Annotated in this window: 12 protein-coding genes; 7 read left to right on the top strand and 5 right to left on the bottom strand. The window is 69.0% G+C overall.

Annotated elements, in window-relative coordinates; translation table 11 throughout:
• Positions 1 to 58 precede the first annotated feature (58 nt).
• Positions 59 to 2,515 (bottom strand): TIGR02302 family protein, encoded by a 2,457-nt coding sequence (locus ACR652_RS10395; protein WP_434506442.1) that lies wholly within the window; start codon positions 2,513 to 2,515, stop codon positions 59 to 61.
• Between the two features lie 127 nt (positions 2,516 to 2,642).
• On the opposite strand from ACR652_RS10395, the gene ACR652_RS10390 reads away from it, so the two are divergent.
• Entirely contained in the window at positions 2,643 to 3,167 is a 525-nt protein-coding gene (locus tag ACR652_RS10390) for a hypothetical protein (protein WP_434506441.1), read from the top strand.
• Here ACR652_RS10390 and ACR652_RS10385 read toward each other — a convergent pair.
• The gene (locus tag ACR652_RS10385) at positions 3,164 to 3,388 is read right to left on the bottom strand and encodes a hypothetical protein (RefSeq protein ID WP_434506440.1); all 225 of its coding nucleotides are present in this window, start codon (positions 3,386 to 3,388) and stop codon (positions 3,164 to 3,166) included. The two genes, ACR652_RS10390 and ACR652_RS10385, sit on opposite strands and share 4 nt — an antisense overlap.
• A 246-nt stretch (positions 3,389 to 3,634) precedes the next feature.
• On the opposite strand from ACR652_RS10385, the gene ACR652_RS10380 reads away from it, so the two are divergent.
• Together ACR652_RS10380 and ACR652_RS10375 are read left to right on the top strand one after the other, a co-directional pair.
• Positions 3,635 to 3,985 (top strand): hypothetical protein, encoded by a 351-nt coding sequence (locus tag ACR652_RS10380; protein WP_434506439.1) that lies wholly within the window; start codon positions 3,635 to 3,637, stop codon positions 3,983 to 3,985.
• 81 nt (positions 3,986 to 4,066) lie between these two features.
• Positions 4,067 to 4,447: a hypothetical protein gene (locus ACR652_RS10375; RefSeq protein ID WP_434506438.1), complete on the top strand. Its 381-nt coding sequence runs from the start codon at positions 4,067 to 4,069 to the stop codon at positions 4,445 to 4,447.
• A 9-nt stretch (positions 4,448 to 4,456) separates the two neighbouring features.
• On the opposite strand, the gene ACR652_RS10370 is transcribed toward ACR652_RS10375, so the two are convergent.
• Positions 4,457 to 5,782, bottom strand: a complete 1,326-nt coding sequence (locus ACR652_RS10370) for a dihydroorotase (protein WP_434506437.1) — start codon at positions 5,780 to 5,782, stop codon at positions 4,457 to 4,459.
• A gap of 215 nt (positions 5,783 to 5,997) precedes the next feature.
• Between ACR652_RS10370 and ACR652_RS10365 the strand changes: the two genes are divergently transcribed.
• Positions 5,998 to 6,822 carry a YgfZ/GcvT domain-containing protein gene (locus ACR652_RS10365; protein WP_434506436.1) on the top strand — a complete coding sequence of 275 codons (825 nt, stop codon included), beginning with the start codon at positions 5,998 to 6,000 and terminating at the stop codon, positions 6,820 to 6,822.
• 12 nt (positions 6,823 to 6,834) lie between these two features.
• On the opposite strand, the gene ACR652_RS10360 is transcribed toward ACR652_RS10365, so the two are convergent.
• Complete coding sequence (locus tag ACR652_RS10360; RefSeq protein WP_434506435.1) at positions 6,835 to 8,619, bottom strand: hydrogenase maturation protein; 1,785 nt, start codon at positions 8,617 to 8,619, stop codon at positions 6,835 to 6,837.
• Positions 8,588 to 9,754 carry a GlxA family transcriptional regulator gene (locus ACR652_RS10355; RefSeq protein WP_434506434.1) on the bottom strand — a complete coding sequence of 389 codons (1,167 nt, stop codon included), beginning with the start codon at positions 9,752 to 9,754 and terminating at the stop codon, positions 8,588 to 8,590. The genes ACR652_RS10360 and ACR652_RS10355 overlap by 32 nt, the downstream gene beginning before the upstream one ends.
• A 330-nt stretch (positions 9,755 to 10,084) precedes the next feature.
• Here ACR652_RS10355 and mch point away from each other — a divergent pair, with 330 nt between their 5' ends.
• The 3 genes from mch to ACR652_RS10340 form a co-directional block, all read left to right on the top strand.
• The gene (gene mch / locus ACR652_RS10350; protein ID WP_434506433.1) at positions 10,085 to 11,062 is read left to right on the top strand and encodes a methenyltetrahydromethanopterin cyclohydrolase; all 978 of its coding nucleotides are present in this window, start codon (positions 10,085 to 10,087) and stop codon (positions 11,060 to 11,062) included.
• 198 nt (positions 11,063 to 11,260) lie between these two features.
• On the top strand, positions 11,261 to 12,202 hold the full coding sequence (locus tag ACR652_RS10345; RefSeq protein ID WP_434506432.1) for a RimK family alpha-L-glutamate ligase: 942 nt from the start codon (positions 11,261 to 11,263) through the stop codon (positions 12,200 to 12,202).
• Positions 12,199 to 13,006 (top strand): triphosphoribosyl-dephospho-CoA synthase (locus ACR652_RS10340; RefSeq protein ID WP_434506431.1); only part of this gene is annotated, 808 nt, incomplete at its 3' end. The genes ACR652_RS10345 and ACR652_RS10340, both read left to right, overlap by 4 nt.

The following is a 13,006-nucleotide window of genomic DNA, read 5'->3' as shown; positions in this document are numbered from 1 at the left end:
GCCCTCTTAGGGTTGCTGTTCAGGCAAGTAGAGAAGCCCCTGCCCGCGCGCAAGCCGTTTATCGCGTGAGCAGCCGTTGCAGATAGTCGAGCTCCTCCGCCGGGCGCTCGGGCTGTCCGAGGCGGCGGCGCAGCTCCTCCTGCACGCGATGCGCGCGCTGGGCCGGCGGCAGGCCGAGCGGATCATATTTGCCGCGTGTCGACGCCTGACCGCCGGAGGAACGCCCGAGCGGATCGCGGCCCTTGCCCTGGCGCGTGCGCCGGCCCTTGCCCTTGCCGCCCTGGCCCTCCTCGCCCTCGGCGCCCTGCTGGCCCTCGCCGCGCATTTGCTGGGCGAGCTTGTCGGCGCCCTTGCGCAGCGACTCCACGGCGCGGCCCTGCGACTCGACGGCCTTGTCGCGCCCCTCGCCGCCGGGGCCGAGCGCGGACTCGGCGTCCTTCATCGCCTTGCGGGCCGCGTCGAGCTCCTCGCCGGCCTCGCCCGCTTCATCCTTCAGCGCGTCCTGCTGGCGCTCGAGCTTCTCGCGCAGCCCCTGCTGGCGGCGACGCTCGGCGCTGGCGTCGTCGCCCTGCTGCGCCTCGCCGGCCTTGCCGCGCTGCTTGCGGGGATCGTCCTCGAAGGGGGATTGCAGCCCCTTGAAGGTGTCGTCGCGCAATTGCTGCTCGTCGCGCGAGAGCTTGTCGAGCTCGCCGAGGGCGCGCTGCATCTCGCGCTGGCGGGCCTTGCGCGCGGCGTTCATCTCGCCCGCCGCATCGCCGGTCTGCGCATTCTCCATGATGTCCTGCAAATCGTCGAGGAGCTTTTGCGCCTGCGCCATGTCGCCCGATTTTGCGGCCTGCTCGATCTCGTCCAGCATGGATTGCAGATCGTCGGCGGTGACGCTGTCGGCGTCTTCGGCGCTTTCCCGCTCTTCGCCCGGCGGGCTGCGGCGCGCGCCGGCCTGCTCCAGGAATTTGTCGAGCGCCGCGCGCAGATCCTGCGTGCGCTTCGCGATCTCCTCCTCGCTGTCGCCGCGCGCCATGGCCTCGCGCAGCGCCTGTTCCGCCGCGCGCAGATCACGCTCGGCCTCGGAGAGGTTCCCGTCCTCGACCTTCAGCGCCATGGCCCAGAGCATGTCGGCGACGCCGCGCAAGTCATCGTCGCTGCGCCGCCCTTCGAGGCCGCGCCGCGCGGCGCGCAGGCCGAGATGGATGGCGGAGGGCGTCTCGAAGGCTTCCGGCGCGAGCGACAGCGCCTCCAGCGCGGTGCGGACGCTCGCCTGCGACGCGGGATCGAGCGCCAGAATGCGCCGCTGCTCGGCGAGCGCGCGGGCGAGCGGCTTGACGAAGCGCCGCTGGGGCAGCGTCACCGTCACGGGCGTGGAAACGCCCTCATTGCCGGCGGCGTCCCTGGCGACGAGGCGCATGATCGCCTGCGCGCCCGCATAGGGGCTGTCGGCGAGATCGAGCGTCGCGCGGCCCTCGCCGAGCCCGCCCGAGCCCGCCGGCAGATCGAGCGGCAGACGGGGCGGCTCGTAGAGCGCGCGGCGCCCGCCCTCCCTGCGTTCGAAGAGCGCCTCGGCGCTGACGACGCCGTAATCGTCCTCGAGGCGATAGGAGAGCGTCATCGTGCCGCGCGCGTTGTTTTGCGGCCGGTCGACGAGAAACACGCCGGGCGCGCGATCCGGGATCGCCGTCACCTCGAAACGGCGGCCGTCGGGCAGGTCGAGACGCGCCGCGCCGGACAGCACATAGGCCCGCTCCTTGCCATCCCCCGACGCCTCGACCGGCGCCAGCGCGCCCTCGGCCGAGACGCTGGCGTCCGCCGGCCGCAGCCGCAGCGTCGAATTCACCGGCGCCTCGACGACGCCGCTCTCCTGCGCCAGCACGATGGGCGGACGGCCCGTATAGGCCGGCGGTTCGAACCAGGCGTCGAGACGCTGCGCCCCATCCAGCCGATGCACGACGCGCCAGTCGAAGGCGGCGGCGAGCCGCGCGCCTTTCTCGTCGCCCGCGACAAAGGCGGCGGCGACGGCGGCGACCAGCGCGAAGGCGCGCAGCGCATAGGGGTCGCGCTCCGGGAGGCGCGTGCGCGGCGACGCGACCGGCGTGCGCGCGAGTTCGTCCAGAAGACGGCGGCGGTGCAACGCCCACAAGGCGGCGGTCGCCGGATCGGCGGCTTCGCCCGCGAGCGTGTCGTCGAGCGAGGCGGCCGGCTTGAGGGGCCCGCGCGCCTCGGCGTCGAGACGCGCGGCGGCCGCGCGGCGACGGGGGCGCCCGCGTATGGCCTCCCGCACGACGAGAAAGAGCGCCACAAATCCGAAGAGGCCGACGCCGGCCATGCGCGCTTCGACCGGAAGCCCGCCCCACAGGCCGATCCACGACAGGGTCAGGAAGAACAGCGCCAGGGTGGACAGCGCCGCGGCGAGGCGCAAGCCGCGCTCGGCCAATATGGCCCATGCGGAGCGGCGCAAGGCCTGTTCGAGCGCCTCCGCGCCCTCGGGCCGGGGCGGCTCTTGTTCGGGGAGATGGTGCATGCGCGCTCCGGGGACGGGATCTCCGTCCAGATGGCGGTTGTGGCCGGATTATACAATTCTCCGGGCCGTCGCGAAGCAGGGAAACAGGAATTCGCCTTTTGCAGGGCCGCGCGGCTAGAGTGCGCCCATGAAAGGCCCCGCCAGACAGACCCCGAAGCGCGCCGCGCCGCAAACCCCCGACGTGGTCTCGCAGCCCTCGACCGATCCGCCACCCGCCCCGGTCCGCGCCATCCGCGACAAAATTCTGGCGGCTCTGGACAAGAACGACGTCGAGGCGCTGCGCATCCCGATTGACTGGAACGAGGTTCGCCCGCTCTTCGCCAGAAGCGGCGCCTTTCCGGCGGGCTCCGATCCGATCGCCGTTCTAAAATCCCTCTCCTTCGACGGCGCCGGCCGCGAGACCGTCGCCCTCGCCCGCGCCGTCCTCGCCCAGCCCTTTGTCGTCGTCACGCGCGGGCCGGTGACGCTCTATGAATGGCCGGCCTTCGCCCGGCGGCCCGCGCCCGCGGCCAATGAGGAGGAGGCGCGCGCGCGGTGGCGCTGCGTGCGGTTCGCCGATCTGGCGCGCAGCAACGCCGAGGGTCACCCCCGCGCGACCCGCATCGGGATCGCGGCGGACGGCGTGTGGCATTACTTCTGGAGCGAGGATTAGATCTCTCGCTCCTGTTCATGCGGCCGGGCGTGGGCGCGGCCTTTCTCCTCGGCGCGCTTCAGCTCTTCGGCCTCGTCTGTCTCCAGCGCATGCTCGGCGTCCTTGGCGGCGGGCTCCACCTTGCCGCTTTCGACGAATTTGCGCTGCGCGTCGTTGTACTGCTTCGCCGCCGTGCGATTGCCCTCGCCCTCGTTGCGCGGCGTGTCATTCGTGGCGCCCATGGTCGGCCTCCTCGCAGAGCGTCTCGGAAATGGAACGCCATGCAGTTAGCGCCGCCGGAGCCTGCGGGAATCCTCGCGCCCGAAATTTCTTCGTCCGCCTAACGTCTTGACGCAAGGCGCGCCGCGCCGGTCGAGAGCCGGGGGCGGCCTGTCTCCCTGCCCGCGCGATCGCGGAACAAGCCTACCGGGTTTGCGTTGCAACGGGTGGCTTTGGGGCTTTGGCGGACAAGGACCCAGGAGATGGCAATGACGAACTTCCGCAAGATGCTGACGGTCGCCCTCGCAAGCACCATGCTGGTGGGCGCTGTTTCCGTTTCGACGCCGGCTTCGGCCTGGGGGTACGGCTGGGGCCGCCCGGCCTGGGGCTATGGCGGCGGCTGGGGTCGCGGCTGGGGTTATGGCCGCTGGGGTTATGGCGGCTGGGGCGGCGGCGGCGCGCTGGCGGCCGGTCTGCTCGGCGGTCTCGCGGTCGGCACGCTCGCCGGCGCGGCGGCCTACCCCTACGGCGGCTATGGCTATTACGGCGCGGCTTATCCGGCCTATGGCTATGGCTATGGCTACCCCTCCTATGGCTACAATCGCTGCGGCTGCTGGTGATCCGGCGCGGCCCGGCCTATGATCGTCGCCGGGGCACAGCAAAGCGGCGCCCGTTCGCGGGCGCCGTCTTCAGGAATGTCGATGACGGACGCTTTCTCCACGAACGGGCTCACGCCGCTGCTTCTGTCGATCTCGTGTCTTGCCGCCGGACCGGCGCTCGCGGGGTCGGTCGCCTCCCCCAACTGGAACATCCCGAACAAGGACGTCATTCTTCGCTGCGCGCCCTTGCCTTACGAGATTCACTGCTCGATCTCGCGCATGGCCAATCCGCAATACAGCTCCTTCTGTTTTTATGTCGCCAGCGACGGCCGCTCCTATCCGATGAAGCGCGACTACCGTTTCGGCTTTCACAACGGCATCGTCAGCATCAAGGTGACGGACGGCCTTCAGATCAGCGGCGATCTCACCGAGGACAGCTCGGGCGCCCGCGCCCGTTGCACGGAATGGCGGCGCCCGGAGTGACGGCGCCGCTCAGAGCGCCGCCTGAAAGCGGATCGGCCGGCCTGTCGCGGGCGTGACGAGTTCGCCCTCCCACATCACCCTGGCGCCGCGCACGAAGGTTCCGACCGGCCAGCCGGTCGTCTCCAGTCCATGGAACGGCGTCCAGCCCACGCGCGAGGCGACCCATTCGTTGCGGATGGTCTGGCGTCGCTTGAGGTCCACGACGGTCAGATCGGCGTCATAGCCTTTCGCGATACGACCCTTGCCCGCCATGCCGAAGATGCGCTGCGGTCCGGCGCTGGTGAGATCGACGAAACGCGCGAGCGTCAGTTTCCCCTCGTTGACCGCATCGAGCAGCAGCGGCACGAGCGTCTGCACGCCGGTCATGCCCGAGGGGCTTTTGGGATAGGGCTGCGCCTTTTCCTCCAGCGTATGCGGCGCGTGATCGGACCCGATGACGTCGACGACGCCCTGCCGCAGCCCCTCCCACAGAGCCTCGCGATGGCGCGCCTCGCGCACCGGCGGGTTCATCTGCGCCAGCGTGCCGATGCGGCGATAGGCTTCGTCGTCGAGGACGAGATGATTGGGCGTCACTTCGACGCTGGCGATGTCCTTGTGCGCGGCGAGCAGCGCGATCTCTTCAGCGGTGGTGACATGCAGCACATGCACGAGCGCGCGCGCCTCGCGGGCGATCGTCAGGAGCCGTTGCGTCGCGCGCAGCGCCGTCTCGGCGTCGCGCCAGATCGGATGAGAGGAGGGGTCGCCCTCGACGCGCAGATGCTTGCGTTCGTTCAGGCGCTCCTCGTCCTCGCTGTGAAAGGCGGCGCGGCGGCGCGTGTGCGAGAGAATTTCCGCAATGCCCGCGTCGTCCGCGACGAGCAGCGAACCGGTGGACGAGCCCATGAACACCTTGATCCCGGCGGCGCCGGGCAGGCGCTCCAGTTCGGCGACATGTTTGGCGTTCTCATGCGTCCCGCCGACCCAGAAGGCGAAGTCGCAATGCATGCGCCCGGTCCCGCGCGCGACCTTGTCCGCAAGCTGGGCCTCGCCGGCCGTGAGCGGATTGGTGTTGGGCATTTCGAAAACCGCCGTGACGCCGCCCATCACGGCGCTGCGGGAGCCCGATTCGAGATCTTCCTTGTGCGCGAGCCCGGGCTCGCGAAAATGCACCTGCGAATCGACGACGCCCGGCAGGACGTGCAATCCCCGGCAGTCGATCCGCTCGCCGGCCGCGGCGCGCGAGAGGTCGCCGATCTCGGCGATCTTCCCGTCCCTGAGGCCGAGGTCGCGCAGGCCCTCCCCGTCATGGTTGACGAGCGTGCCCCCGGAGAGGATGACGTCGAAACTCTGCGGCATGGCTGGCGCCCCGTTTGCACTGGCTGCGTCGTGAAGTGACGCGCCCTAAATTAAGGACAAGATTCCGGCGCGCCAAGTGCTCGCGCCAAGTCTTCGCGCCAAGTCTTCGCGCCAAGTCTTGGCGTAAGTGTTCAGGCGCCCGAGGTCTTCACAGCCTGCTCCGCGAGGCAAAGCTGCGCAGGCATGGACCGTTGGGCGATACAGGAAAGAATGGGATGACGACGGCGATAGTGCTGGCGGACCGCGGCGTGATCGAGGTTTCCGGCGAGGACGCGGCAAAATTTCTGCACAATCTGGCGACCAACGACATTGCCTCGCTGAAGCCGGGAGAGGCGCGTTTCGCCGCCCTGCTCACGCCGCAGGGCAAGATTCTCTTCGACTTCCTCGCCTTCGCGCTGGGTGACGGGCGGTTTCTGCTCGATTGTCCGCTTTCGCTCGCCGCCGACCTCGAAAAGCGGCTGAACATGTACAAGCTGCGCGCGAAGCTGACAGTGACCAACCTCAGCGGCCGTCTCGACGCGGTTGCGTTTCCCGAGGCCGAGGCGCCTCCGGACGTCGCCGCGCTCGCCCTCGCGCCCGATCCCCGTTCCGCCGCGCTCGGCTGGCGGGCGCTCGACGAGAAGGGGCGGATCGCGGCCGCTGGCGCGCTCGACGAGTACGAGGCCCGCCGCATTCGCGCCGGGGTGCCGAAGGGCGGCGTCGATTTCGCCTATGGCGACGCGTTTCCGCATGAGGCTGACATGGACCTCTTCGCGGGCGTGGATTTCAAGAAGGGCTGCTACGTCGGACAGGAGGTCGTCTCGCGCATGAAGCACCGCAATCTGGTGCGCAAGCGCGTCACCCCCTATCGGGCCCCCGGCGGCGCGCCGCAGCCCGGCGAGCCGATCCGCGCCGGCGAGATCGAGATCGGCGTGACCGGCTCGTCGCTCGGCGATGAAGGCCTTGCCCTCATCCGCCTCGACCGGCTCGCCGACGCAAGGGAGAAAGGCGACGCGCCGATCGCCGGCGGCGTCGCGCTGGACTTCATCGAGCGCGGCTGACGGCGCCGCTCGCTACTCGGCGGCGACGCGCCGAGCCGCGGCGGCCGGCGCATGCGCCTTCTGCGCGGGCGCGCGACCCTTGTAGACGAAGTTCTCGCGCGCGCGATGATAGGCCGGATCGGGGCCGAAGAAATTTACCTTCATGCGCGACAGCTCCTCGTCCCGATAGGTGGCGAGGGGCTTCGCCCGTTCGTCGCGCACGCGCCGCTCGTGCTTGTCGCGCAGCATGTTCCAGACGTCGGCGCGGCGCGCCGTCTCGGCGGCCTGCGCGCGCACATGCCGCTCGAAACTCTCCAGATCGCCCGGGACCACGTCGTCGGCGAAGCCGATCGCCCGCGCCTCACGGGCTCCCATCGGACGGCAGCCGTCCATCACCTCCCGCGCGCGGGCCGCGCCGACACGCGCCGGCAGGAGATAGGTCCAGTATTCCGAGCCATAGAGCCCGCCCATGCTCTTGTAATGCGGATTGAGCACGACGCTCTCGCGCGCGATGACGCGATCGGCGGCCAGCGCCAGTATCGCGCCGCCGGCGCCGGCGTTGCCGCGCACGGCCGATATGACGACATGCGACATGGTGTTGAGGATTTCGCAAACCAGATCGTCGATGGCGACGATGTTGCGCCAGGACTCGAGCGCCGGATCGGGCGCGGCCTCGATGACGTTGAGATGGATGCCGTTGGAGAAGAAGTCCCTGCCGCCGTGCAGCACGATGACCCGGGTCGGCCGGCTGCGCGCGAACAGGAAGGCGTCGCGCAGGCGATAGCATTGCGCCGTGCTCATGGCGCCGTTGTAGAAGTCGAAGGAGAGATGGCCCACGCCATCGGCCTCGACGTAGCGGATTTCGCGGAAGCTGCGATGGTCGTCGGCGGCGACGACCGGCAGCACGGATTCTGGAACGCCATGCGCCAGCGGCCCCAGAATCTGCGTCGCCGGCAGCTTGACGCCCGCGACGGGACAGAACTCCGCGTCACAGCGCGGACAGCCCGACCCGGCGAAGCGGCATTCCCCCTCCCGCGCCTCTCCCCTGAGCTTGAGATGGCTGATCCACACGGCGCCGTCGACCGTCGCCCGGCAGATGGCCCCGTCGCGGCGGGCGATCACGCTCCCCGGCGGACCCTTCAGCCGGTCCTCGAAATGCGCGCCATAGAGGAAGACGGGGAGCCCGAAGATGTCGTCCAGCACGCCCGGCGCGCTATCGGCGGCGCGAATCTTGCGCACCACCATGTCGCTGCGGTCGCGGCGCCAGTCGATGGCGCGGTCCTGCTGCGTCATAGTCGGACGCAGGCGCCCGCGCACCTCCGGCCGCGTGTAATCGAGCGGAATGGGCCGGAAGCCGCCCGACTGAAATTTCTCCACCGCCTCCAGCACGCCGCGCACCGCCGCTTCGGTCACCTCGTTGCGATAGAGACTGCCCTTGGCGTCCGCGACGGCCGGCAGCGGAAATTCGTGGCTGGCCCAGATCGGACCCGCGTCCATCTCCGCCGCCGCCTGCAGGACGGTGACGCCCCAGCGCTTCTCACCCCCCATGATCGCCCAGTCGAGAGAGGAGGGTCCGCGATCGCCCATGATTCCCGGATGCACGATCAGGCAGACATGGCGCCGCCAGATCGCTTCCGGCACGGCCGTTTTCAGCATGGGCGCGATGATGAGATCGGGCTTTTGCGCCGCGACCGCGTTGAGCATCGCCTGTCCGCTCGAGGCGATGGTGACGGCGACCGAATGGCCGCGCTCCGACAATTCGATCAGCAGACGCTGGCTGAGACTGTTATGCGCGGTCGTGAGAAAAGCTATTTTCATCGCGAATCTCCCCCTGTGAATCACGGCGACTGGACTGAAAGCGATCACGATATTCATGCGGCCCGACATCGAGATGCCGGCGAAAGGCGCGCCGCATGCGGTCGACGGTCGTAAAACCGCACAGCTCGGCGATGGTCTGGAGTGACTGGCCCGTCTGTTCGAGCCGGCAGCGCGCCGCCTCGACGCGCGCGCGCTCGACGAACCGCGCGGGGGTCACGCCGCTTTCGGCGAGAAAGCGGCGCGCGAAATTGCGCGGGCTCATCGCCACCTGGCCGGCCAGCCGCTCCACGGTGAGATCCTCGCCCGCATTGCCGAGAATCCAGGATTTCAGTTCGCCGATGTCGCGGCAGGCCGTGACCTCGCCTTCAAGGAAGGGGCTGAATTGCGCCTGTCCGCCGGGGCGGCGCAGAAAGACGACCATCAGGCCCGCGACCATGCGCGGCGCCTCGCGGCCGAGATCCTCCTCGATCAGCGCCAGCGCGAGATCGATCCCGGCGGTGATGCCGCCAGACGTATAGACGCCGCCGTCGCGCACGAAGATGCGATTAGGCTCGACCCGCAGCGAGGGATAGGCCGCCGCGAGCTGGTCACAATACATCCAGTGCGTCGTCACCTTGCGATTGTCGAGCAATCCCGCCGCGGCCAGCAGAAAGGAGCCCGTGCAGATCGAGGCGAGGCGCCGCACGCGCCCGGCCATGGCGCGAATCCAGTCGAGAATCCGCTCGTCCGCGCAGGCGTCGAACACGCCTTCGCCGCCCACGACAATGAGCGTGTCGAGGCTGGCGACGTCGCGGCAGCGATGGGGCGCCATGATTTCGAGGCCGCATTTGCCGCGCACCAGGCCGGCGTCCCAGCCGATGACGGAGATGTCGTAGCCCGGCTCCCCGCTGCGGCCGGTCAGGCCAAGAGTCCGGCCCGCGTAATAGAAGGCGTCGAGCGGCCCGGCGAGATCGACGATCTCGAAGCCCGGATAGATCAGGAAACCAATTCTTCTTTTATTGGCCGGAAACGACGCGTCCGTCTCGTCCACGGTCCGGAGATGATAAAGGCAAGGATCAAACGCAAGCTTATCATTATTCATATCCTCATTGTCCCGCCGCGCGTCGGGTCGCGCAATGCCAAAAAATCGGCGCATTCGGCCAGAAGTCTCCGCCAGCGCTGCGTTTTCCGGCTAACCTCTTGTTTTCGAATTGCAGTTTTTGCGGGTGGTCTCGCGGCGTTTTTTCAAAAGGAAATCCTGTCGGCGGCGGCGGAGGCGTCCAGCGCCCGCAGGACGTCGACATTGGCGACGATGACCCCGCGACCGCCACGCACGGGCGCGACGCCGCCCGAGGGCTTGCGGCCCGCTTTGGTTTCGCGGATAAGCCCGAGAGGTTATGCCCGCGCCGCCCGCCTTTGGCTGTAAATTCAGCCCGGCGAAAGAGGATCGGCAGGGCCACGAGACAATCCGAGGGGAGGATCACAAGTGAGCGCCAGCGAAAACCCGGGCCATCTGACGGCCAGCGTCAACACTCTTGCGGGCGAAATCGTCGATCGCCTGGTCGCGGGCGCGGGCCGCTATCGCCTCGCGGTCTCTCGCGGGCCACTCGGCGAACTGCTGATCGACGCGGGCGCGAAGGCGCCGGGCGGAATCGACGCGGGTCTGCTGCTGACCGAAATCTGCATGGGCGGCCTTGGCCGGGTGACGCTCTCCCATGCGCCGGGCGCGTCGAAATGGCCGTTCTGGCTCACCGTGTCCAGCAACGACCCGGTCGTCGCCTGCCTCGCCAGCCAATATGCGGGATGGAGCCTTCAGCACGAGAAATTCTTCGCGCTCGGCTCCGGCCCCGGCCGCGCCCAGGCGCGCGTCGAAAAGCTCTTCGATGAGCTCGGCTACAAGGATCAGGCCGACCGCGTGACCATCGTGCTGGAGAGCGGCTCGCCGCCGCCGAAGGAAGTCGTCGAGAAGGTGGCGACGAAGTCCGGCGTCTCGCCCGACAAGGTCGCCTTCATCTATGCGCCGACGCAGTCGCTCGCCGGCAGCGTGCAGGTCGTCGGCCGCGTGCTCGAAGTCGCGCTGCACAAGGCCCATGAGCTGCACTTCCCGCTCGAAAACATTGTCGACGGGATCGCCACCGCGCCGCTGTCGCCTCCCCATCCGGATTTCGTGCAGGCGATGGGCCGCACCAATGACGCGATCATCTACGCCGGCCGCGCCCATCTCTTCGTGAAGGGACCCGCCGACGCCGCCAGGGAGCTCGCCGAGAAGCTGCCGAGCTTCAATTCGCGCGACTACGGCCGGCCCTTCGCGGAAATCTTCAAGGCCTACAAGGGCGACTTCTACCAGATCGACGGCAGCCTGTTCTCGCCGGCCGAGGCGCTGGTCACGGCGGTGGACACCGGCGAGACCTTCCGCGCCGGCAAGATCAACGAGGAATTGCTCGACAAGTCCTTCGGCGGCTAACACAATCCGACGCGATCCCCCTACCTCCCCGTTACGGGGAGGTCGGCGGCCGAAGGCCGCCGGGCGGGGTTCGCGCCGCCACAGCCATGATGGGGCGTCGCCCCCAACCGGCCCCGCCTGCGGCGGGGCCGCGCTCCCCGTGAAGGGGAGGGATCAGCTTACGAGCGGCGCTCCGACCGATTAAAGGGCAAGGCAACATTGGCGTCTGACGCGCTCCCTTTCACGGCGCCCGCCGGTTCTCTCGCCGAGGCTCGCGGGTCCCGCGTCGCCGTTTTCACCGACAAGCTCGACTGGCACGTCGATCACACGCTCGCCGCCTTCCGCGCGCTGGGCGCGACGCCGGTCGCCGTGCGGCTCTCGGCCTGCCGCATCGACACCAGCCGACCCCACGGCCTCGCCATCCCCGGCTTTCACGCGCTGCCCGACCTCGCCGTCGTGCGCGCCATCGGCGACGGCTCGCTGGAGGCCATCACCATGCGGCTCGGCGTGCTGCATGCGCTGGAGGCGCTGGGCGTTCCGCTGCTCAATGGCGCCCGCGCCATCGAGCGCGGCACCGATAAAAGCATGGCGAGCTTTCTGCTCGCGCGCGCGGGCCTCCCGGCGCCCGAGACATTCGCGACCCAGTCGCTCGCTCAGGCGCGCGAGATCGCCCGGCGGGAATGCGCGAAGGGGCCGCTCGTCATGAAGCCTCTCTTCGGCGCCCAGGGCTGGGGCCTGCGGCTGATCGAAAAGGAAAGCGACATTCCCTCGCTCGAGGAGGCGCGCGGCGTCTTCTATCTCCAGCGCTTTGTCGGCCCGAGCCGCCCGCCTTACGAAGACATGCGCATTCTCGTCTCGCGCGGGGAGGTCGTCGCCGCGATGAAGAGGCGCTCGAGCCATTGGATCACCAATGTGCGGCAGGGCGCGAGGCCTGTTAGCGCGGAGCCGACGCAGGAGGCGCGCGACATGGCGCTTGCGGCGTCGCAGGCGATGGGAACGATCGTCGCCGGCGTTGATCTCATCACGCGCGCCGATGGCCGGCCCATGGTTTTGGAGGTCAACAGCATGCCGGGCTGGAGCGGGCTGCAACGCATCGCGCCTTTCTCGATCGCCGAGCGGCTGGCGACGGACGCGCTGCGGGAAGTGGCGCGTCCGGCATGATTTCCCATGCCTCCGTCGCCCGGGCTTTCATCGCCGCTTGCGAAGCGGAGCTCGCGGCGCCCAAGCCCGGCAATGTCCATTGGTTCGCGCCCGGCCACGGGATGGAGGCGAAGGATTTCATCGACAGCGCTCACGCGGCCGCGCTCTATATCGCCGCACCGGACGCGAGCGTCGGCGAACGTATCCTGCGCGCGGTCGAAGCCACCTGGGCCGCCGTCGGTCAAAACACCAATCTCGGCATCATTCTGCTTTGCGCGCCGCTCGCCCACGCGGCGTTGAGCGCCAAGAGCCATGACCTGCGCAACGAGACCGCCCGCGTCCTTGCGACGCTCGACGTCGCCGACGCGGCCGCTGCGTTTCGCGCCATCGCCCGCGCCAATCCCGCCGGATTAGGCTCCGTGGAGGCGCACGACGTCGCGGCTCCGGCGGAGATAACGTTGCTCGAAGCCATGCGCGCAAGCGCCGACCGCGATCGCATTGGTCGCCAATACGCCAATGACTTTTCGGATATTTTCGGGACCGGCCTCGAAGCCTTGCGGCGCGCCCGCGCGCGGGGTCATGACGCGCCGCGCGTGACGCTTGAAATATATCTCGCCTTCCTGAAGTCTTTCCCGGACAGCCACGTGGCGCGCAAATACGGGATCGAGACCGCGCGAACGGTTCGCGAGGAAGCCGCTCGCGCAGCCGCCCGCATCGACAGCGCGGCGGGTCGCGACGAGGCCTTCGCGGCAGCGCTGGACTTCGATCGGAAACTTAAGGAAAACAAAATCAATCCAGGCACGAGCGCTGACCTGACGGTGGCGG

Origin of the sequence: Methylocystis sp., assembly GCF_051061225.1 — a bacterium.
Taxonomy (GTDB): Bacteria; Pseudomonadota; Alphaproteobacteria; order Rhizobiales; family Beijerinckiaceae; genus Methylocystis.
The sequence above is the reverse complement of the archived record's forward strand: the minus strand, read 5'-3'. Positions and strand labels throughout refer to the sequence as shown.